This window comes from Bradyrhizobium cedriense, assembly GCF_054602315.1.
Genome location: NZ_JBTSWB010000007.1, coordinates 79,418 through 100,191, shown reverse-complemented (window position 1 = coordinate 100,191; position 20,774 = coordinate 79,418). Strand labels below are relative to the sequence as shown.

General features: G+C 64.0%; 23 protein-coding genes. 18 read left to right on the top strand and 5 right to left on the bottom strand.

Features of this window, described 5'->3' with window-relative positions; genetic code table 11:
- Positions 1–38 precede the first annotated feature (38 nt).
- A complete protein-coding gene (locus tag ACYCVF_RS26005) occupies positions 39–2,009 on the bottom strand; it encodes a 4Fe-4S binding protein (RefSeq protein WP_459601097.1) in 1,971 nt (656 codons plus the stop codon).
- A 197-nt stretch (positions 2,010–2,206) separates the two neighbouring features.
- Here ACYCVF_RS26005 and ACYCVF_RS26000 point away from each other — a divergent pair, with 197 nt between their 5' ends.
- The 10 genes from ACYCVF_RS26000 to ACYCVF_RS25955 all read left to right on the top strand — a co-directional run bounded on the left by ACYCVF_RS26000 (position 2,207) and on the right by ACYCVF_RS25955 (position 11,332).
- Positions 2,207–2,914 (top strand): biotin/lipoate--protein ligase family protein, encoded by a 708-nt coding sequence (locus ACYCVF_RS26000; RefSeq protein WP_459606690.1) that lies wholly within the window; start codon positions 2,207–2,209, stop codon positions 2,912–2,914.
- A complete protein-coding gene (locus tag ACYCVF_RS25995; protein WP_459601095.1) occupies positions 2,911–3,450 on the top strand; it encodes a DUF6505 family protein in 540 nt (179 codons plus the stop codon). Before ACYCVF_RS26000 ends, ACYCVF_RS25995 begins: the two co-directional genes overlap by 4 nt.
- Positions 3,447–4,454: a DUF6352 family protein gene (locus ACYCVF_RS25990; protein ID WP_459601093.1), complete on the top strand. Its 1,008-nt coding sequence runs from the start codon at positions 3,447–3,449 to the stop codon at positions 4,452–4,454. Before ACYCVF_RS25995 ends, ACYCVF_RS25990 begins: the two co-directional genes overlap by 4 nt.
- Positions 4,451–4,966, top strand: coding sequence for a DUF3305 domain-containing protein (locus ACYCVF_RS25985; RefSeq protein ID WP_459601091.1), 516 nt, complete (start codon positions 4,451–4,453; stop codon positions 4,964–4,966). The genes ACYCVF_RS25990 and ACYCVF_RS25985 overlap by 4 nt, the downstream gene beginning before the upstream one ends.
- Positions 4,963–5,574, top strand: coding sequence for a DUF3306 domain-containing protein (locus tag ACYCVF_RS25980; RefSeq protein WP_459601089.1), 612 nt, complete (start codon positions 4,963–4,965; stop codon positions 5,572–5,574). The genes ACYCVF_RS25985 and ACYCVF_RS25980 overlap by 4 nt, the downstream gene beginning before the upstream one ends.
- Positions 5,575–5,703: 129 nt before the next feature.
- A complete protein-coding gene (locus tag ACYCVF_RS25975) occupies positions 5,704–6,483 on the top strand; it encodes a molecular chaperone TorD family protein (protein ID WP_459601087.1) in 780 nt (259 codons plus the stop codon).
- Positions 6,484–6,512: 29 nt separating this feature from the next.
- Entirely contained in the window at positions 6,513–6,722 is a 210-nt protein-coding gene (locus ACYCVF_RS25970; RefSeq protein ID WP_459601085.1) for a twin-arginine translocation signal domain-containing protein, read from the top strand.
- A 14-nt stretch (positions 6,723–6,736) separates the two neighbouring features.
- Positions 6,737–9,679 (top strand): formate dehydrogenase subunit alpha, encoded by a 2,943-nt coding sequence (locus ACYCVF_RS25965; RefSeq protein WP_459601083.1) that lies wholly within the window; start codon positions 6,737–6,739, stop codon positions 9,677–9,679.
- Between the two features lie 13 nt (positions 9,680–9,692).
- A complete protein-coding gene (fdh3B, locus tag ACYCVF_RS25960; RefSeq protein WP_459601081.1) occupies positions 9,693–10,289 on the top strand; it encodes a formate dehydrogenase FDH3 subunit beta in 597 nt (198 codons plus the stop codon).
- Between the two features lie 41 nt (positions 10,290–10,330).
- Positions 10,331–11,332, top strand: a complete 1,002-nt coding sequence (locus tag ACYCVF_RS25955; protein WP_459601079.1) for a formate dehydrogenase subunit gamma — start codon at positions 10,331–10,333, stop codon at positions 11,330–11,332.
- 27 nt (positions 11,333–11,359) lie between these two features.
- On the opposite strand, the gene ACYCVF_RS25950 is transcribed toward ACYCVF_RS25955, so the two are convergent.
- Positions 11,360–11,563 (bottom strand): hypothetical protein, encoded by a 204-nt coding sequence (locus ACYCVF_RS25950; protein WP_459601077.1) that lies wholly within the window; start codon positions 11,561–11,563, stop codon positions 11,360–11,362.
- Between the two features lie 415 nt (positions 11,564–11,978).
- On the opposite strand from ACYCVF_RS25950, the gene ACYCVF_RS25945 reads away from it, so the two are divergent.
- The 3 genes from ACYCVF_RS25945 to ACYCVF_RS25935 all read left to right on the top strand — a co-directional run bounded on the left by ACYCVF_RS25945 (position 11,979) and on the right by ACYCVF_RS25935 (position 15,881).
- The gene (locus ACYCVF_RS25945; protein ID WP_459601075.1) at positions 11,979–13,052 is read left to right on the top strand and encodes a HoxN/HupN/NixA family nickel/cobalt transporter; all 1,074 of its coding nucleotides are present in this window, start codon (positions 11,979–11,981) and stop codon (positions 13,050–13,052) included.
- The gene (locus ACYCVF_RS25940) at positions 13,033–15,345 is read left to right on the top strand and encodes a TonB-dependent receptor (protein ID WP_459601073.1); all 2,313 of its coding nucleotides are present in this window, start codon (positions 13,033–13,035) and stop codon (positions 15,343–15,345) included. Before ACYCVF_RS25945 ends, ACYCVF_RS25940 begins: the two co-directional genes overlap by 20 nt.
- A 362-nt stretch (positions 15,346–15,707) precedes the next feature.
- On the top strand, positions 15,708–15,881 hold the full coding sequence (locus ACYCVF_RS25935) for a hypothetical protein (RefSeq protein ID WP_459601071.1): 174 nt from the start codon (positions 15,708–15,710) through the stop codon (positions 15,879–15,881).
- Between the two features lie 226 nt (positions 15,882–16,107).
- Here ACYCVF_RS25935 and ACYCVF_RS25930 read toward each other — a convergent pair whose 3' ends face one another.
- Positions 16,108–16,287 (bottom strand): hypothetical protein, encoded by a 180-nt coding sequence (locus tag ACYCVF_RS25930; protein ID WP_459606676.1) that lies wholly within the window; start codon positions 16,285–16,287, stop codon positions 16,108–16,110.
- A gap of 29 nt (positions 16,288–16,316) precedes the next feature.
- On the bottom strand, positions 16,317–16,532 hold the full coding sequence (locus ACYCVF_RS25925) for a hypothetical protein (protein ID WP_459601069.1): 216 nt from the start codon (positions 16,530–16,532) through the stop codon (positions 16,317–16,319).
- 310 nt (positions 16,533–16,842) lie between these two features.
- Between ACYCVF_RS25925 and ACYCVF_RS25920 the strand changes: the two genes are divergently transcribed.
- The 5 genes from ACYCVF_RS25920 to ACYCVF_RS25900 all read left to right on the top strand — a co-directional run bounded on the left by ACYCVF_RS25920 (position 16,843) and on the right by ACYCVF_RS25900 (position 19,752).
- Positions 16,843–17,352 (top strand): DUF2243 domain-containing protein, encoded by a 510-nt coding sequence (locus ACYCVF_RS25920; RefSeq protein ID WP_459601067.1) that lies wholly within the window; start codon positions 16,843–16,845, stop codon positions 17,350–17,352.
- Positions 17,324–17,488 carry a hypothetical protein gene (locus ACYCVF_RS25915; protein WP_459601065.1) on the top strand — a complete coding sequence of 55 codons (165 nt, stop codon included), beginning with the start codon at positions 17,324–17,326 and terminating at the stop codon, positions 17,486–17,488. Before ACYCVF_RS25920 ends, ACYCVF_RS25915 begins: the two co-directional genes overlap by 29 nt.
- 14 nt (positions 17,489–17,502) lie before the next feature.
- On the top strand, positions 17,503–18,288 hold the full coding sequence (locus ACYCVF_RS25910) for a succinate dehydrogenase iron-sulfur subunit (RefSeq protein ID WP_459601063.1): 786 nt from the start codon (positions 17,503–17,505) through the stop codon (positions 18,286–18,288).
- 79 nt (positions 18,289–18,367) lie between these two features.
- Positions 18,368–18,805, top strand: a complete 438-nt coding sequence (locus ACYCVF_RS25905; protein ID WP_459601061.1) for an NUDIX hydrolase — start codon at positions 18,368–18,370, stop codon at positions 18,803–18,805.
- A gap of 50 nt (positions 18,806–18,855) precedes the next feature.
- The gene (locus ACYCVF_RS25900) at positions 18,856–19,752 is read left to right on the top strand and encodes an SIR2 family NAD-dependent protein deacylase (RefSeq protein WP_459601059.1); all 897 of its coding nucleotides are present in this window, start codon (positions 18,856–18,858) and stop codon (positions 19,750–19,752) included.
- On the opposite strand, the gene ACYCVF_RS25895 is transcribed toward ACYCVF_RS25900, so the two are convergent.
- Complete coding sequence (locus tag ACYCVF_RS25895; RefSeq protein ID WP_459601057.1) at positions 19,749–20,723, bottom strand: patatin-like phospholipase family protein; 975 nt, start codon at positions 20,721–20,723, stop codon at positions 19,749–19,751. The genes ACYCVF_RS25900 and ACYCVF_RS25895 overlap by 4 nt on opposite strands.
- Positions 20,724–20,774: the final 51 nt, after the last annotated feature.

The window sequence follows — 20,774 nt, the reverse complement described above, 5'->3', positions numbered from 1 at the left end:
TTCCGCCCCCGCGAAGATGTTTGCCTCGTCCAGATTAGCTAGTCCTTGCTTTCGCGCTGGCGCAGATAGTCGTCCGTCGTCCGCGGCGGCGTTCGTTCCGGAACGCCTTTGAACGGATCGAATTGCTGCTCGCTCATGACGACGACGCGGCAGTCCGCGCACATCCTGATGGCCTCGATCCGACGGTCGCCGGCCGGATACATCCAGTGTCGGCCCTCGAGCTTGGCTGCGATGCGGTCGATCGTGCTCTTGACGCCGAACGCCGTGCCGCAGCGGATGCAGAGCGCGGGCTCCTCTTCCTTGATGATCGCCGCGGGCGCTCGGGCCGCGCGGAAATCGATCTGCGGCTTGAGGCTGATGACCTTTTCCGGACAGGTGCTCTGGCAGAGGCCGCATTGCACGCAGGCATCCTCGATGAATTTCAGCACGGGCCGCTCGGGATCGTCGCGCAACGCGCCGGTCGGACATGCCGAGACGCAAGCAAGGCACAGCGTGCAGCCATCGGTATCGACGGTGATTGCGCCGATCGGCGCACCCTGCGGCAGGGCGATCACATCGACCGGCTGCGGCGCCAGCCGATGCAACTCGCTCAGGGCGAACCGCAGGAGGTCGCGCCGCTTGCCGACGGTCTTGAAGGTCGCGGGCGTCGCGACCGCGGCGTGCGTGCCGATCCCCGCCAAATGTTCGCCGAGCGCATCGGGATCATCCGTTTCGATCGTGGCGAGGCGACGGTCCGAAAACCCGAGACCGCCGAGGATGGCTTCGGCCATCGCGATCGTCTGCGACAGGCCGGTCACATCGTGGCGCGGCTTGGCACGGAGCAGGAACCGCACGGCCGATACGCCATAGGCGAAGGCGCCGACGATCGCTTCCAGTCCCAGCTGCGTGAGCTCGTTGACGGCAAAGGGAAGCACGTTCGCCGGCAGGCCGTCTCCATAGCGAGCGAGGGCATCGATCAGAGGCGTGCCGTGCGGGCTGTCATGAAAGAGCAGCACTGCATTCGCGCCACCCGCCTCGCGGTAGGCGAGCAGCATGGCGCGAATTCTCTGAAGCTGCGCATCGGCCGGAGGCAGCGTGTAGGATACCGCACTGGTCGGGCAGGCAGCTGCGCATTGGCCGCAGCCCGCGCAGACGTTCGGATCGATCGCGACATGATCGCCGACGGGCGTGATCGCCCCGGTCGGGCAGAGATCGAGACAGCGATGGCAGCCTGTGCGCTGCGAGCGCGAATGGGCGCAAAGAGCGGGGGCGACGTCGACGTATTTCGGTTTGTCGAAGCTGCCGACGAGATCGCGCGCAGTCAGCACGGCGCGCAGCACCGCAGCGGGATCTTTCCTGTCGGCGCGAAGGTACCCGTCTCGCAGCTCATGGGCGGGAAACAGCGGCATGTCGCCGGAAAGATCCAGCACGATGTCGCAGCGCGAGGTGACGCCGCTTCGCGGCGGGTCCATCACGAAACGATCGCGAGAGGAGGGGCGGGGACGCGCATAGTCGTCGATCGCAATCTCAAATGCGCCGAAATGTCCCTTCGCGGAGCGGATCGTGCCCTTCACGACCGGAAAGACCGTTGCAGCTGGCAACACCGTGTCATCGAGTTGCTTCAGCATCACCGTGACGTCGAGGTGGTCGGCAAGCAGCCGGCCGGCCTCGATCGCGGCCTCATCGCGTCCGTAGATCAGGATCACGCCCTCGCTCGATAAGGTGACGAGCGGATAGTCCGGGGACGGCACGGAGGCGGATGCGAGCAGGGCGGCCATTTTCGGACCAGCGCGCGCGCCGTCGCGGGACCAGCCGGCCGCTTCGCGGATGTTGACGAAGCTGATCGCATCAGGCCGTTCGCCGGCCTCGTCCGAAAACTGCGTTGCCTGCTGGGTGCAGGCGACGGTCAACGCGCCTTCTGCCGCGGCCAACTTGTGGAAATGATCGAGCTCCGCACCGCACAAATGGCGAAAGCTCCTGACCTCGCTGTTCGGGCATCCGCGCCGGATCGTAGCCACGTCGAGACGCATCGTGTCTTCGCACGAGCAGATCAGGATGGTCTTCGCCGGCTGCTCCAGTTTAACGCCTCCGCCATTCGCATGCCGACGACGGACTCGCGCCGGCCCTTCGCCTCGTATAGACATTATCCGTCGGGAAGAAAAGGAAAGCGGAGGACCGCCTGCCCTCGACCCTCATCAGTCATGTTTCCGCGGCGGAACCAATCCACCTGCCGCCGCCGTTCACATTGGTGCGATTGCGCGAGAGCGGCGACGCTTTTGCCCATGCATGCCGCATTGCACCGGAGAGCGGCGCGGGAACGCTCGTGTATGTCGGCCGCTTTGACCTCGCAGAGTTTGCCGTGGTGCTGGAGCCGGCAGAGCCGCTACGCAGCGCACGGCGCGCGTTCTACGCGGGTATGGTCGCGCTCACGGATGCGCTTCGCGCCTATGCGCCGCCGAGCAAGCCCATCACGATCGACTGGCCGGATGCGGTGAGGATCGACGGAGGGCTGGTCGGCGGCGGACGGATGGGCTGGCCGTTCGCCGCTGACGAGGATGCGCCGCCGCCCTGGCTGGTCTTCGGGGCCATGATCCGGACGGTTGCCATGAACGATGACGATCCAGGTATCCACCCGCTGGCCTCGGCACTCGACCAGGAGGGTTTTGGCGAGGCTGGCGCGGCGCAGATCACGGAAAGCTTTGCCCGGCACCTGATGCTGGCGCTGGATGGCTGGCGGGTTGACGGATTTGACAGTGTCGCGCGCGACTATCTCACTCGGATGCCGCGTGAAAGGCAGACGATTCAGCGCATCGACGATCGCGGCGATGTCCTGACGCGCCGCATCGGGACGGATGCGATCCAGCGAAGCGACCTCATGCAGGCGCTCGCGACGCCGTCCTGGCTCGATCCGGCCCTCGGGGGACCGCGCCTGTGAAGCTCCTTCGCACCATCGCTCTCGATCCCTCCGACACCTTCGTCTTCGATGTGGCGGCCGAGCCGGGAGAATGGGCCGTTTCCGGTGCTTTCCGCTTCTGGGATCACGACGCTGTCAGGCTCGAGGGCAAGGAACGGGCGGCGTTTCGCGGCGGTTTCCTCGGGGTGCAGTCCTGGGGCTGGTCGACGCTGGCGCAAATCGTTCCGGCAACCGAAGACGATTATCGCAGCCTGATCGATCTCCTTGCCAGGCAACTCGTCGATCGCTTCGGTGCGCCGGACATGGCGGCGGCGAAGACGGCCGCGGAAGAGGAGGTCGCTTTCGCGCAGTCGCTCTGCAGCCACCCGATCAGCTCTCTCGTTGCAGTGCACCGCACCTCGAGTGACGGCGAAGTCCGCGAGTCGTTCCGCCGACTGCAACTCCGGCAAGGGCAAGGACACAGCAAGGCGTTCTCGTTCATGGAAATCGATGACGACGTCCAGCCTGACGGCGATCTCAGGCTTGCGGATCTGGGCCGGGAGCCGACCGTCCGATGAACGATTTCTGGATCGCCTGTGGTCACCATTTGCTCGATCGCGACGAGGGCGGTGGGCTCCGCGTCACGGACGAGTTCCTCAAGGCCTATTTTGCCCGTCCCGAACTGATGCCGCCGGACGATGCGTGCCCGGTCGAACGCCGGCTGCACCGCGAATTGCTCGCCGACCCGCGCCAGGCGGTCAGCGCCGGCGAAATCGCCGGGATCGCCGATGCCGATGCCCGGGAGAATTGGCTGTTCGTGCTGGCGTTCCGCGATCTTCTGTTGCGGCATCCGACGCTCGAAGCCGCCTATCTTTCATCGGTGCGGTCAGGCGCGAACGATCTGCCGCCGATCTTCGTCAACCAGCTGGTGCATGTCATCCTGCGGAACGCGCTCGATGGCTGCGACGACCCGTTCGTGCTGCGGGCGGCCGAATTGTTCTTCCGGGCCCAGCGAATCCTGCCGCATGAGCACGCCCTGTTGCTCGGCGATGAGGAGATCGTCGGCGGCCGGAGCCCGACTCCGGTGCTCTCCCTGATGTCGATGCTGGGCGCCACCACCGATGCGGTGGTCGAGGTGCTCAGCGAGGAGAATGCCGGTGCCTATTGCCAGCGCAGCGACCAGTTCGACATGGCCCTCGACCTCACGGCCGGCGGCCGTGGGCCGGTCGCGCTGGCGCAGGCGATGACGCGCTGGGTCTCCCATCTGCTCGGCATCGAGGTCATGATCGAGCCGCTACGCGCGCTGCACGAGGCAAGCCTCACCTGGTATGTCGGGCTCGATGCCGACGCCACGAGGCTCGGCGACCGGCTGTGGCACGACGAAGAACCCGGCGAGCGCGAGGCGGATCGTGTGCTCGCGCTGTTCCGCCTGACGTTTGCTGATTCAAGCTGCGCTCTCGACGATGTCGGGCGTGAACCGGTGTACCTGATCCTCTCGATGACGGCGGATCAGAAGCTCCGGATGAAGCCACAGAATTTGCTGACCGGCTTGCCGGTGAAGCACCTGGAGATGGCGACATGAGCCCTGCGGCGTTGCCGTCCCTCTCGATTGCCGTCGGTGTCGTGGTCGAGCGGCGCAAGGCCGACTCGCCGTGGGTCGATTTCATCTGGCGCGGACTTGCCGTGCTGCCGGACGAGCCGGTGACACAGCCGTGGACCGTGCTTCGCGAGCAGGACGGTACGACCCTGTTCTATGCCGGAAGCGCGACCGTCGATCTCTATCCGTCCGAGACGGCGCGCTATCGCGACAATCTCGCCTCCGGCAGTCCGAGCATCTGGATTGTGCTGTCGCCCTCGGACGGCGCCTGGCCCTATGCCGTCACCGCGGTTACCGCCGACCCCGCCGAGGGCGAAGGCTTTACCGAAGGCGCCGACAACCTTGTCGAGGCCGTGTCGATGCCGGAGGTGCTGCGGGAAGCGATTGAAAGCTTCGTGGCGGAGCACCATGTCGAGCGGGAATTCGTCAAGCGCAAGCGGCGCCGCGCCGACCCGGAGGCGCTGGCCCGACGCGAACATGAAGGCGGGCAGGAATGAGTGAGGAAGAATTCCTGGCACGCTGGTCCCGCCGCAAGCGCGAATCGCGCGCGGAGCCGGCGGAGCCTGCTCCGGCGCAGTCCACGCCGCCGGTCGCGGCCAAGGACGAGGAGGGCGAGTTCGATCTCTCGCGCCTGCCCTCGATCGACGAGATCAATGCCGCAACCGACATCACAGCCTTCCTCAGCAAGGGTGTTCCTCGGGAGTTGAGCCGCGCGGCGCTCCGGCGCGCCTGGACGACAGATCCCACCATTCGCGACTTCGTCGGACTTGCGGAGAATGCCTGGGACTTCAACGATCCGACTGCGATGCCTGGTTTTGGACCGCTGGATTGTACGTCGGAAGAGCTGGCCGCACTCGTCGACCGCATCGTCGGCGGAGTGCGCGAGGCGGCCCGGTCGCTTCCCGAGACGCCGACCGAGACAGAGGCTTCTTCGGCGGAACTGCATGAGGCCGATGTGCCGGAGATATCCAATGTGGTCGAGCTGCCGGACGAGACGGAGCACCCGGCTGCCCCTGTTGCGGTGCAACCGAATATGGCTGACAGATCTGACGATTTTGCCGAGCCCATCAGGCCGCGGACGCACGGCAGTGCATTGCCGCGCTGAGCAGCACGACCAAAGGCTATAGGCTCAGGCTATGGCAAGCGTTGACGGTTTACGGGGGGAGGATTACGCTTCGTACTGCTATGTAACAAAAGCGATAATCAGCAGACGGGACTCGGATGGGAGGTCCACGTGCGGGATGACGGGCTTGATCGCGCAATCGATGCCGCGGGTGGCATCGCTCAGCTTGCGCGCAAAATCGGCATCAGCCAGCCCTCCGTATCGAATTGGACCCGCGTGCCCGCGCAACGGGTGATTGCAGTCGAAACTGCCACCGGAGTGTCCAGAAGCGATCTGCGGCCCGATCTTTACGGCGAACAAGTCGGCTCCGCCGATCTCATCGACCCCATCGATGCGGCCCGCGCCCGGGAATACGCGCTGCTGGCGGCGCTGCTGTCTGCGCCTCCGTCGAAACGCCTGCTCGATCAGCTCGCTGCGTTGACCGGTGACGCGACGCCTCTCGGGCGCGCGCATGCGGCGCTGGCGGACGCCGCCGCAAATGCCGTCGCCGCGCAGGTCGAGCGGGAATATTTCGAGCTGTTCGTAGGCCTCGGCCGCGGCGAACTGCTGCCCTATGCCTCCTACTATCTCACCGGCTTTCTCAACGAGCGGCCCTTGTCGCGCCTGCGCGGCGACCTGACGATGCTCGGCATCGAGAGGGTTGCCAACAATTCCGAGCCCGAGGATCACGCCGCCATCCTGTGCGAGATCATGTCGGGCCTCGCCGAGGGGCGCTTCGATGCCTCGGCCGAGGCGCAGCGCGCCTTCTTCGAAAAGCATGTCTCGCCCTGGATAGGGCGGTTGTTCGCCGACATCGAGAACGCCGATGGTGCCCGCTTCTATCGATCTGTCGGCGCGCTCGGCCGCATCTTCGTCGAAATCGAGACGGAAGCATTCACATTCGCCAACTGACCGAGGCGCCTTGGTCCGGGAGAGATGCGATGAGTGACGAAACCAAAGCAAAGGTCGGACGCCGCGATTTCCTTCGCAAGGTCGGCTTGGGCACGGCCGGTGTCGGCGCGACGCTTGCGACACCCCTGGTCGGGCCCGCGCAGGCGGACAGCGAAAACAACGATGAGAAGCGGAAGGCGCGCTACAAGGAATCCGATCACGTGAAGACGTTCTACCGCGTCAATCGTTATCCAGCCTGAGAGGGAGGCTGCCCGTGCTTATCAAGCGAACACACCAGCGTTCCGATCGCCGAGGCTCCGTCGCCGAAGCCCTTGCCGGCCAGGGCGGGGGACTTGATCGCCGCACTTTCCTGCGCAAATCCGGACTGGCCGGCGGCGCTCTCGCCGCCCTTGGCGCCATGCCGGTCGGCAACGTGCGCAAGGCGGAAGCAGCTGCTGCCGGCCCGCTCGCGGCCGGCGCCGTCGTCAAGAAGAGCATCTGCACGCATTGTGCCGTGGGCTGCACGGTGACGGCGGAAGTGCTCAATGGAGTCTGGATCGGGCAGGAGCCGAGCTGGGACTCGCCGATCAACCGCGGCTCGCATTGCGCCAAGGGCGCCTCGGTGCGCGAGCTCGTGCACAGCGATCGGCGCCTGCGCTACCCGATGAAGCTGGTGAATGGGCAGTGGACGCGCGTGTCCTGGGACACCGCGGTGAACGAGATCGGCGACAAGCTGCTCCAGGTTCGCGAGAAGTCAGGCAGCGATTCCGTCTATTGGCTCGGCTCGGCCAAGATGACCAATGAGGGCGCTTACCTGTTCCGCAAGCTGGGCGCGTTCTGGGGCACCAACAACACCGATCATCAGGCGCGAATCTGCCACTCCACCACCGTCACCGGCGTCGCCAATACCTGGGGCTATGGCGCGATGACGAACAGCATTAACGACATGCGCAACTCCAAGACGATGCTGTTCATCGGCAGCAACGCCGCGGAAGCGCATCCCGTCAGCATGCAGCACCTGCTGGAATCCAAGGAGCTCAACAAGGGCAACTTCATCGTTTTCGATCCGCGCCTGACCCGCACCGCGGCGCATGCCACTGAATATGTCCGGATCCGTCCCGGGACCGACATTCCCGTGCTCTACGGCATGATGTGGCACATCCTGAAGAACGGTTGGGAGGACAAGGAATTCATCGCCCGGCGCGTCTACGGTTTCGACGACCTGCGGAAAGAGGTCGAAAAGTGGAACCCGCAGGAGGTCGAGCGCGTCACCGGTGTGCCCGCCGAGCAGCTCGAGCGCGTCGCCAAGATGTTCGCGACGGTCAAGCCCGCGACCATCATCTGGTGCATGGGCCAGACCCAGCACACGGTCGGCACGGCCAACGTGCGGGCGAGCTGCATCGCGCTGCTGATGACCGGCAACATCGGCAAGGCCGGCGCCGGCGCCAACATCCTGCGCGGCCACGATAACGTGCAGGGCGCGACCGATGTCGGCCTCGATATCGTGACGTTGCCGTTCTACTACGGCCTTGCGGAAGGCGCCTGGAAGCACTGGTCCCGGGTCTGGGAGGTCGAATACGATTATCTCGTCTCCCGCTTCGACGAGAAGAAGCTGATGGAGACGCCAGGCATCCCGCTGACGCGGTGGTTCGATGCCGCGCTGTTGCCGAAGGCCGACGTCGCACAGAAGGACAACGTCAAGGCCGTATTCGTGCAAGGCCATGCCAGCAACAGCATCACGCGCATTCCCGAATCGATGAAGGGCCTGAAGGCGCTGGAGCTGCTGGTGATCGCGGATCCGCACCCGACCACCTGGGCGTCTCTGGCGGTTGAGGCGGGACGCAAGGACGGCGTCTATATCCTGCCGGTGGCTACGCAGTTCGAATGCACGGGATCGCGCGTCGCTTCCAATCGCTCGATGCAATGGGGCGAGCAGATCGTCAAGCCGATCTTCGAGTCCAAGGACGACCTCGAGGTCATCTATTTGATGGCCAGGAAGTTCGGCTTCGCCGACAAGATGTTCAAGAACATCAAGGTCGAGAACAATCTTCCGGTCGCCGAGGACGTGCTGCGAGAGATCAACCGCGGTAGCTGGTCGACCGGCTACTGCGGGCAATCGCCGGAGCGCATCAAGGCGCACATGAAGAACCAGCACAAGTTCGACCTGGTGACGATGCGCGCGCCCAAGGATGATCCGGAGGTCGGCGGCGATTATTACGGCCTGCCCTGGCCGTGCTGGGGCTCGCCCGAGGTGAAGCATCCCGGCTCGCCGCTGCTCTACAACAACGATCTGCACGTCATGGACGGCGGCGGCGCGTTCCGCCCGCGCTTCGGCCTCGAGCGCGAGGAAAAGCTGGCGGACGGCACGACGCGGAAAGTGAGCCTGCTCGCCGACAAATCCTTCTCCAAGGGCTCTGAGATCGAGGACGGCTATCCCGAGTTCACTTTGGCAAGTCTGAAGAAGCTGGGCTGGGACCAGGATCTCACAGAGGCTGAAATGGCGACGATCCAGAGGGTCAACCCGGCCAATCCGGATGCGGTGTCGTGGGCGGTCGATCTTTCCGGCGGCATCCAGCGCGTTGCGCTGAAGCACGGCTGCGTGCCCTTCGGCAACGGCAAGGCGCGCATGAATGCGTTCGGCCTGCCGGACCCGATCCCGGTGCACCGCGAGCCGATCTACACGCCGCGCGTCGACCTCGTCGAGAAATATCCGACCTTGCCCGATGCCAAGCAGTTCCGGCTGCCCAATATCGGCTTCTCCGTGCAGAAGGCGGCGGTGGAGAAGGGGATCGCGAAGCAGTTTCCGCTGATCCTCTCCTCGGGACGTCTGGTCGAATACGAAGGCGGCGGCGAGGAAACCCGCACCAATCCGTGGCTCGCAGAATTGCAGCAGGACATGTTTATCGAGATCAGCCCGGCCGATGCCGCCGATCGCGGCATCAAGGACGGCGGCTGGGTCTGGGTCAGCGGTGCCGAGAACAATTCCCGCGCCAGGATGAAGGCGCTGGTGACCGAGCGCGTCGGCAAGGGCGTCGCCTGGATGCCGTTCCATTTCGGCGGCTGGCTCGGCGGCAACGACCTGCGCAAGAACTACCCCGCCGGCACCGATCCGATCGTGCTGGGCGAGAGCGCCAACACGATTACGAGCTACGGCTACGATCCTGCAACGGGCATGCAGGAACCGAAGGTCACGCTTTGTCAGATCATCGCAGCCTGAGAGGAGCACGCACATGGCTCGGATGAAATTTCTCTGCGACGCTGATCGCTGCATCGAGTGCAACGCCTGCGTCACCGCTTGCAAGAACGAGCATGAGGTGCCCTGGGGCATCAACCGGCGCCGCGTCGTCACCATCAGCGACGGCAAGCCGGGCGAGCGCTCGATCTCGATGGCCTGCATGCATTGCACCGACGCGCCCTGTGCGGCCGTGTGCCCGGTAAACTGCTTCTACACCACCGCCGATGCCGTGGTGCTGCACTCCAAGGACCTCTGCATCGGTTGCGGCTATTGCTTCTACGCCTGCCCGTTCGGCGCGCCGCAATATCCGAAGGTCGGGAATTTCGGCTCGCGCGGAAAGATGGACAAATGCACCTATTGCGCCGGCGGCCCCGAGGCCGACGGCAGCAAGGAGGAATACGAGAAATACGGCGCGAACCGTCTGGCGGAAGGCAAGCTGCCGCTGTGCGCCGAAATGTGCTCGACCAAGTCGTTGCTTGCGGGCGATGGCGAGATCATTGCGCAGATCTACAAGGAGCGCGTCATGAAGCGCGGCTATGGCTCGGGTGCATGGGGCTGGAAAACCGCCTATCGCGAGACAATCGAGTCCTGACGCGGGCAGCCGAAGGGGCGCGCAATACCGGGGAGGACGTGATGGCGTCGTTTGCAAGGTTCATTCGTCTGGCGTTGGGCGCCTGGGCGCTGCTTCTTTGGGTGTCGGCGGCGCCCGCGAGTGCTCAACAGGTCAATCCGACCGCGAGCTCGGTCAAGGAGCAGCAGCTCCTGCAGGAGCTCAACAGGATTCAGGGCCGCGTCAGCATTCCCGATCAGCGCTCCGGCGTTCTCGAGCAGCCGCAGGGACGGGAGTGGCGGGAATTCCGCAATGTGACGCTGCCCTGGATCGGCGGCATTGCGATCCTCGGCATGATCGTGGGCATCGTGATCTTCTATCTTACCGTCGGGATGGTGCGTCTCGAGGCCGGACGGTCGGGTCGCACCATCGTGCGCTTCAACGCATTTGAGCGGTTCGTGCACTGGCTGACGGCGACCTGCTTCATCGTCCTCGCCATTTCCGGGCTGAACATCACGTTCGGCCGGCCGCTGCTTTTGCCGCTGATCGGCTTCGAGGCCTTCTCGGAATGGTCGCAATGGGCAAAGTTCGCTCACAATTATCTGAGCTTCCCGTTCACCATCGGTGTGGTCGTGATCTTCCTGATGTGGATCGGGGGCAACATCCCGAGCAAGGTGGATATCGAATGGGCGAAGCGCGGCGGCGGTCTCATCGGACATGACCATCCGCCGGCGTACCGCTTCAATGGCGGCCAGAAGATGATCTACTGGATCGTCGTGGTCGGCGGCGGACTCGTCGCAGCATCCGGTTATGCGCTGATGTTCCCGTTCTACGGCACCGGGATCGAGGGCATGCAAATGGCCCAGATCGTCCACTCGATCGTGGCGGTCCTGTTCGTCGCCGCGATGATCGCGCACATCTATATCGGCACCATCGGGATGGAAGGGGCGTTCGAGGCCATGGGCACCGGTGAAGTCGACGTCAACTGGGCTCGCGAGCACCACAGCCTCTGGCTCGACGAGCAGAGGGCGCGAACGGGACCGAACGACGGACAACCGCAACCGGCAACTGCGGCGGCCGAATAGGCGGAGCACCAGCGGGCGCGCTCCGACCTACCGAGCCGGCTCTTTCACATACAGGACGGAGCGATCCTGCAGCTCCTGATCGGGAAGCTTGTTCCCCTGGCCCGCTTGCATGGCTTGAATGGATGCCATGCCGTGCTGACCAGAATTGAACACTGCATGCGATCTGAGCATGTTGCTGGCCGCGCCGGCGAGAAGCAGGGCTGCAATGAGCGAGAGCATGACGCGTTTCATGCGTATCTCCGTCTGCCATCTCCACCCGGCACGACGAATACACCCAGTTTGTCCCGCGGGATGTGAGCCACTTCACAGCGATCGCGCTCAATCGGTTGAGACGAAGCCTGGTCTGGAAGCCGCCTGAATTTGCGGCATCAACATGCAATCATCTTCAGATGAGAGATGACGGCAGGCTGCGAGCAGGTCCGTGAACTCCTGCCGCCAACTTGGTTGCCAATCTGAATATCTGCCTGCCAATGGAAGCACCGCGTCCCGCTCCGGCCCTGCGCCAGGCTGGGCACAAAAATCTCCCATGAGATCAGCCGTTTGACCGCTGTTCTCGTCGGCTTTTCAGCTGTCCGGCGAAAGTGGTCCAGCTCTTGCTATTGCCAGTATGAGATATTTTGATAAACGTCATACCGGGATCAGGTGGATGGAACGAGCGGTGAGGCGGACTTTGCGGGCGGTCGAGCCCGGTGTGGCGTTGCTGTTCGGCGGGCTCATCGCTGCCAACGTCGCCGCGTGGGTGTTCGCCTTCGCGCTGTTCGGCGACCGGCCGACGGCGATGGCGACGGCGCTGCTCGCCTGGGTGTTCGGTCTGCGTCACGCCGTCGATGCCGATCACATCGCGGCCATCGACAACGTCGTGCGCAAGCTGATGCAGACGGGCGGAGCGCCGCGGAGCGTCGGCCTCTATTTTGCGCTCGGCCATTCCACCGTGGTCGTGGTCGCGACCATGCTGCTCGCGCTCGGGGTGGTGAGCCTCGGCGGCGACAGCCTGCTCAAGGAAATCGGCGGCTTCATCGGCACCTCGGTATCGGCGCTGTTCCTGCTCGCGGTCGCTGCCATCAATCTCGTCATCTTCGCCGGCCTTTGGCGGACGTTTCGCGCGGCGCGGGAGCAGGGCGTGCACGATGCTGCGCAGCTTGAGGCGCTTCTCGCCAATCGCGGCGTCCTGGCGCGGCTGCTCGGCCCGATGTTCCGCATGGTGACGAAGCCGTGGCATATGTATCCGCTCGGCTTCCTGTTCGGCCTCGGCTTCGACACCGCGACCGAGATCGGTCTGCTCAGCATCTCCGCCAGCGAAGCCGCGCGCGGCACCTCGCTCGCCGCTATCCTGGTCTTCCCGGCGCTGTTCGCATCGGGCATGGCGCTGGTCGACACTGCCGATTCCGTGCTGATGGTGAGCGCCTATCGCTGGGCCTTCGTCGATCCCCTGCGAAAGCTCTGGTACAACCTCACGATCACGGGGGCGTCCGTCGCGGTCGCGCTGTTCATCGGCGGCATCGAGGCGCTCGGCCTGATCGGCGATCGGCTCGGTCTCTCCGGCGGCATGTGGACGCTGATCGAGGGCCTCAACGAGTCGCTGGCCAACGTCGGCTTCGCGGTGATCGCGCTGTTCGCGATGGCGTGGTTCGTTTCGGTCGTGCTGTATCGCCGCATGCTTGCGGACCGTCGTGCCGGGACGAAAGCTCTGGAATGCGCCGATGCGACCGAGGCGGCCTGAGCCCGGCCGTCGTTGCGGCGCGCTGGCGGCAATCTCGGCCTTGGTTCTTCTGGCGGATGGCGGCCGCGCCTTCGCACAGAGCAATGGCTCCTCACGCGAATTGCCGCCGGTCGAGGTCAGTGGCGGCGAGACGCAAGGACGCAAGCTGCCGGGCGCATCGCGCCGCACCGGCAGGTCGCCCCGGGCCAGTCACCGCGTCCTCGTGCAACCAGCACCAACGCAGGAGTCGGATGGGCGCAGTGCCGGCTCGGGTTCAAAGGGCGAAGCCGGGATGGCGAGCGAGATCACCGTCTCCGGCGATGAGCTCAACGCGCGCCCCGTCTCGCGGCCCGGTGAGGTGCTCGAAGCCGTGCCGGGCCTGATCGTGACGCAGCACTCCGGAGAGGGCAAAGCCAACCAGTATTTCCTGCGCGGCTATAATCTCGATCACGGTACGGATCTTGCGATCACTGTCGATGGCGTTCCCGTCAACATGCGCACCCACGCGCACGGCCAGGGCTATGCCGATCTCAACTGGCTGATCCCGGAAACGGTGGCCGCAATGGACGTGCGCAAGGGACCTTACTTCGCCGACGAAGGCGATTTCGCTTCGGTCGGAAGCGTTCATATCGGCCTGATCGATCGCACCAGGAGACTCGCGCAGGCGAGCGCCGGGAGTTTCGGTTACCGCCGCCTGCTCGGCATGGATTCCGCGAAGGTCGATGACGGTTCGCTGCTGATGGCCGGCGAAGTCGGGACCTACAACGGCCCGTGGGACAATCCGGACAATGTGCGAAAGATCAACGGCCTCGTGCGCTACAGCCAGGGCACCGCGACCGACGGCGTCTCCGTCACCGGCATGGCCTACGTCAACAAATGGAATTCGACAGATCAGGTGCCGCAGCGCGCGATCACCGGCGGCCTGCTCGATCGTTTCGGCTCGGAGGACCCGAGCGACGGCGGCAACACCAACCGCTTTGCGCTGTCCGGCCGCGTGGCGCAGAGCGACGATCTCGGGTCGTGGAAGGCCAATGCCTATGTGGTGAAGAGCCAGCTCGACCTCTTCAACAACTTCACTTACTTCCTCGACGATCCCGTGCTGGGCGATCAGTTCCATCAGCATGACAACCGCCTGATGGCCGGGGCCAACATCTCGCGCACGCTGAACGGCTCGTTCGCAGGCCTGCCGATGCAGACCACCTTCGGCCTGCAATCGCGCTACGATGCGATTGATCTGGCGCTCACCAACACTTTCCAGCGCAGCTTTCTCTCCAATGTCCGCAGCGACAAGGTCGGTGAAGGCAGCGTCGGCGTCTATGCCGAGAACACTGTGCGCTGGACTGACTGGCTGCGGACCACCGTTGGCTTGCGCGGTGACTATTACGCCGCCGACGTCACATCGCTATTCAATTCAAACAATTCCGGCCGCACCGATGCTGCCCTCGGCAGTCCCAAATTCAGGATGGTGCTGGGTCCGTTCAATCACACGGAGTTCTTCTTCGGGGCCGGCTACGGCATGCACTCGAACGACGCGCGCGGTTCAACGACCACGGAAGACCCGAGCGATCCCGCGACAAGGCTGACGCCGTCGCCGCTCCTGGTGCGCACCAAGGGGGCCGAGATCGGCGTCCGCAGCAGGATCGTTGCGGGTCTCGACACCTCGCTCAGCCTCTTCATCCTGGACCAGGATTCCGAAATCCTGTTCGCCGGCGATGCTGGCGATACATCGGCGACCCGCGCCAGCCGCCGCTACGGCTTGGAATGGACCAACCACTATCGGCCACGGTCCTGGATCGACATCGACGCTGATCTCGCAATGACGCATGCCCGCTTCCGCGGCTATGACAGCGAGCAGGCTGAGGTCTATGCCTCGCTCTCCGGCTATCCCGAGGCGCAGATCGGCAATGCGCCCGGGAACTACATTCCGAACGCGCCGGCGATGGTTGCATCGGCCGGCGTCACGCTGGGCGAGAAGACCGGCTGGTTCGGAACCTTGCGCTGGCGCTATCTGGCCTCGAGTCCTCTGACGGAGGACAACGCGTTCCGCTCCTCTGCGACCAGCATCGTCAACGGTCGCCTCGGCTACCGTATGGACAATGGCTGGCGCCTTCAGCTCGACGTGCTGAACCTCTTCGACGCAAAGGCGAACCAGATCACTTATGCCTACGGGTCGCTGCTCAAGACCGACACGCTCTACAATCTCTGCACATCAGGAACGGCGCCGACGGCAGTCTGTCAGAACGGCGTCATGGACTACGTGCTGCATCCGGTGGAACCGCTGACGTTCCGGGTCACCCTGGCGGGGACATTCTAGGTTTCCGCACCTGCACCGCGCGCTAGTGCGTATTCGATCGCTGCCAACGCTCCAAGTCCACCGGTGGCCGTTTCGGATCAATTTGGTCCTTCTCGGGATTTCCTCGCCAAGGTTCATTGGTCTGCCGGTGCGTCGGCATATCCGTTTGCCGGCGCGGATCGTCAAGCGGTGTCTCTCGCGGATCGTTTTCGGTCGCCTTGGGCATCTGTATCCCCTTCGAGCTAACGCATGGAATTACCAACCGAAGCGACGACAGGTGGTTCCTCATGCCCTCTGCATTCGCTCCCTCTGCGGCGATCGGCGCAGGAACGACCGCGGCGCCAGCTCATTTCTCCACGTCAAGAAGACGATAGGAGCAATGCATGTCGAAAATGCCTCCCGTACCCGAAGAGCAGCGGAGCAACAAGGGACCCGGTTCAGATCCAGCGATCGAGGCGGAAGAGCGCGTGCCGGGCCGCGAGAATTTTGACACCCAGGGTCGCCACGGCAACATCAAGCAGAACACGACCAATCAGGGTTATCAGCAGGATCGATGATCCTCAACCGGAACAGATGCAAAGGGAGAAGCGCGGTGCGCGTTACGCATCTCATGCTGGGCATGGTGCTGGCAGCCGCTTCCATCGCGCCGGCATCGGGACAGGGAGGCGGGGGCGGTGGAAGTTCGGGGGGCGGCGCAGGAGGAAGCACAGGCGCTGCGTCCGCGGGCAGCGGCGGGACTCCATCCGGTGGGCTGACCACGGGAACCAACTCCGTTGGAACGGCTCAATCCGGTGGCGGGCCCGGCCCCCGCGGATCGACGACGGTTGGACGGCCCGGCAATCCGGCGGGCGGCACCAGCAGCGGCCGGATCGACGGAACGGTCACGCCGGGTCCATCGTTGCCGGGCGACGACCAGATCCGATCGGAGAACTCGCGGGACTCCGACGTCGATCGGAAGATCAAGAGCATCTGCAAGGGATGTTAGCGGATGATCAGGATGCCGGTGTGTCCGGCGTCCGATCGAGATCCGCTTCGTCGCAAGGTTCGGGGTCGGCCGGGCACGAGTAGATCTTCAACTCGTCCTCGAGCATGGGCTGACCCCGGCCGTGCTCGACCAGACCGGCCTCGTCCGCTTTCTCAAAGGTTTCCTCTTTGGTCGGAAACGTTCGGCTCAATTTCTCACCGTCCTTGAACAGGGCATATGCCATACGGCTCTCCTCTCGTCTTGATGCTCACCGTCCGTGTTGCGCCTGCCTTCCGCGGAGGAATCGCACGGCGACCCGCAGGCACTTCCAACTTTGGGCGACAGACGCATCGCTATCTCGATTGTTCCTGTCATCCGATCGATCGAATCCGACACGCGTTTGCACAGCCTCGGCCGCTTCATGCACATCAGCCCTCTGACTCGCGCGGCCATCGCGAGCTCCATCGCGGCCGGATGCGATCAGCATAGGAACGCCTGCAAGTGGGATGGCTTGTTCTTGCGCCGCCATTGCTACCACGCACGAGAGCTCATCGATGAAAGACGGCAGACCAGGCAACTTCCCGACCGCAGCAGGCATCCTTCTCGGACTCGGCCTTGGCGGATTCTTCGACGGCATCGTCTTCCATCAATTGCTGCAATGGCATCATATGTTAAGCGGCTGGTATCCGCTCAACTCGATCGACAACATCAGGCTCAATACGACCTGGGACGGCATCTTCCACAGCGCCACCTATGTTCTCGTGCTCGCAGGCCTCTATCTGCTGTGGCAGCGAGCGCACAGCGGGGAGCTGCGTTGGTCGAGCCGGCAGTGTCTCGGCACGATGTTGCTGGGATGGGGCATCTTCAATCTGGTCGAGGGCGTGATCGATCACGAGGTGCTCGGGCTGCATCAGGTCAATGAGACCGTGCCTGATGGACAACGATTCCTCTGGGACATCGGCTTCCTGCTGTGGGGAGCTGCGATGATCGTGACGGGCGCCGCCATGGCGCGTGCGGGAGCGAAGGAGGCAGTGCATGCGCAAGGCAACCTACAGGCTCGTTAGAAACGCGCCGCCGGCCCTGGTCTACGCGGTCTTTCTGCTGCTGCTGGTGCTCGCAACAGCACCGGCGTTTCGCGTCGTCCTGTTCGGTCTGTCGGTGGATGACCTCTTGCAGTTGCGCTGCCTGTCGCCGGTCTGACGGAGAATGTCACGATGGTCGAATTCAGGCTTCCGAAGAACTCCCAAATCGAGCAAGGGACGATCTGGCCCAAGCCGTGCGGCGAGAGCTTGCGCGAATTCCACGTCTACCGCTGGAATCCCGACGATGGACGCAAACCCCGGCTCGACATCTACTTTGTCGACATGTCCGAGTGCGGGCCGATGGTGCTGGATGGCCTGATCTGGATCAAGAACAACATCGACTCCAGCCTGACGTTCAGGCGATCCTGCCGCGAAGGCGTTTGCGGCTCCTGCTCGATGAACATCGCCGGCCAGAACACGCTGGCCTGCACTAAATCCATGAGCGAGGATGTTCCGGCAGGCGCGCCGCTTCGCGTGCTGCCCCTGCCGCATCAGCCGGTGGTGAAGGATCTCGTCCCGGACCTGACGAATTTCTACGCGCAGCTCGCCTTGATCGAGCCTTGGCTACAGACCACTTCGCCGACGCCGCAGAAGGAATGGCGGCAGAGCCATGAAGATCGGGCGAAGCTGGATGGGCTTTACGAATGCATCCTCTGCGCCTGCTGCTCCACCTCATGCCCGAGCTATTGGTGGAATTCCGAACGTTTCCTGGGGCCGGCGGCTCTGATTCAGGCGGCGCGATGGATCAACGACAGCCGGGACGAGGCGACGGGGGAGCGCCTCGACATGCTCGAAGACCCGTTCAGGATCTATCGCTGCCACACCATCCTCAACTGCGCCAAAGCCTGTCCCAAAGGCCTCAATCCTGGAGAAGCCATTTCCGCCCTGCGCCTCAAGATGGTGGAGCGCAGGTTCTGATCGCATTGCCGACGCGGTCGTTCAGCGAGGAACCATGGGCGCAACGTGTGATTGTCAAGCCTTGAACCGGAGACGCTTGATGGGAAAGAAGCAGTTTGCAGCCTTGCCGTTTCGTCTGGACAATTCCGGGTTGCGCGTCCTGCTGATCACCACCAGGCGCAAGCGCCGGTGGAGCGTCCCAAAGGGATCGCCGATGCGCAACACGGAGCCGCACCGCACGGCTGCGCTGGAAGCGTATGAGGAGGCGGGCCTCGTCGGCGTCGTCGCAGAGCGCGCTGTGGGTCGCTTCAAGCATCGCAAGCGGAAGGGTGACCGCAAGCAGACCATGAATGTGGCCGTCTTCCCCATGAAGGTCCACGGACAGGAGCGCTGGTGGCCGGAAAAGGGAGAGCGGGAAGCCATATGGGTCTCGCCGAAGACTGCGGCGCGTCTGGTGCACAAGGCTCGGCTCCGGCGCCTGATTGCCCGCTTCGCGGCGCAGACGCAGAAGAGCGCGTCATTGCCGTCCGGCGGGTGAGCGAGCGCCGCCTTTAGGAACCCGTTTCCGGTCTGGTCATTTCAAGCTGGATGAATGAGCAACTCACCGGCCTGGCGTCTGGAGAACAACCGCCGCACGAAATTCTGGCCGCCGCGATCAGGCGGCGCGGTGCGATCCTGTTCGTCGGCGCGGGCGTGTCGATGGCGGTCGGTTTGCCATCCTGGCAGTCGCTGATAGACCATCTGCTGCATGACCTCTGTCTCGAGCACGACGTCATCGACGGGATGCACGGCGGTTATCAAATGCTCGCGGAGTATTATCGGCTGAAGCGCGGCGGAATTGGCCCGCTCCGCAGCTGGCTCGACCGCAACTGGCGGATCGATCCTGCGAAGATCGGCGCCTCGCAGCTTCATCGGATGATCGTCGAGCTCGATTTTCCCGTCATCTACACGACGAATTACGACCGCAATCTGGAGACCGCCTTCGAGGTCCTGGGGAAACCTTACGCAAAGATCAGCAACGCGAAGGAGATCGCGAGCGCCGCTGCAGGCGTCACGCACATCATCAAATTCCACGGCGACTTCGACGATGATGCATCGCTGGTTCTGACCGAAACCGACTTTCTCAATCGCCTCGCTTTCGACTCCCCGCTCGACATCCGCTTTCGCGCCGACGCCTTGGGCAGCACGCTGCTCTTCATCGGTTACAGCATGTCCGATCCGAACATACGGCTCCTGCTTCACCGGATCTGGCAGACCTGGGACGAATCCGGGCATCGCCACGATCGGCCGAAATCCTTCGTGTTCGTCGCGCAGCGCAATCCGGTGCAGGAGGCCGTGCTGGCGAACTGGGGCATCACCACCATTGCGCCGCCTGAGGGAAGCGCGCCTGATGACGGACTAACCCGGTTCCTCCAGGACATCCGTCAACGCATCGAGGAGGATACGCAGAATCGGCCCGACTCTCAGCCATATGGCACGAGCTAGTGCCGGCGCACGCTGCAGATGCCGTTCCGGTCGGGCGCCAGGCCGGCAGCGTGCTGCATATCCAGAAAGCCCGCCCGCCATCTCTGTGCCATTGCGGCTTCCGACAGGTCGAAGGACTTCTCGGGACCGGCCTCCTCGCGGCCCGGCCGATAGCTCAGGAGATAGATGAGATCGTCGCGAACGAGGCCCTGGATCTCGGCGCGGAGCCGCCGCGCTTGCAGGGCGTGGCCAAGGCGTTGATAGGTCTGATTGCCGAAGATCAGATCGTTCTTGCGTTCGGCGGCGGCCTCGAGCCCGTCGGGGACTCCGCCGTCGCGTGCATAGAGGTCGATGACGTAGAGTCGGAGCGAAGCCGGTGCTTCGAGAACCAGATCAAATGGCGTGTTCAGCGAAAACCCGCCATCGCCAAGCCACCGGCCGGCGATCTGGACCGGACCGAATTCAGGCAGGAAGCCGCAGCTGGCCAGGATGTGGTCCATCTCGATTCGCTCCGATGACGAGTCGAAGAGAATGGCATCTCCGGTTTCAAGGTCCGTGGCGCAGATGGTGATGCGCGGCTCGCCGCCGTTCAGGCGATCGAAGTCGACCAAGTGCCGAAGGCATTCGCGCGTCGGGCCAAGATCGTAGAGCCCGCCGAAGTGTGATGCCGGGATGGGAAGGCGGGGATGAAAGAACCCGGTATGCCCGAACAGGCGCGTGTTCATCGAGCTCAGCCATGCGAAAAGATGGCGACTTGCATTCGGCGCGGCGGATGGACCGCCAGCATGCCAGTAGCGACGTAAGTTCTGTAGTCGATCGGCGCCTGGGCTTCCGGCGATCAGCGCCGCCGTGATCGCGCCTGCCGATGAACCTGCCACCCAGTCGATCGGCAGCGCTCGCGCGGTCAGGGCCTCGAAAGCTCCTCCATGATAGGCACCAAGGCCCAAACCGCCGGAGAAGACGGCGGCCGTAAGGGTTCGGTCCGGCTCCATGACGCAGCTCGGCTCAGTCGCGCAATTCAGCTGGCACAGACATCTCGAGAA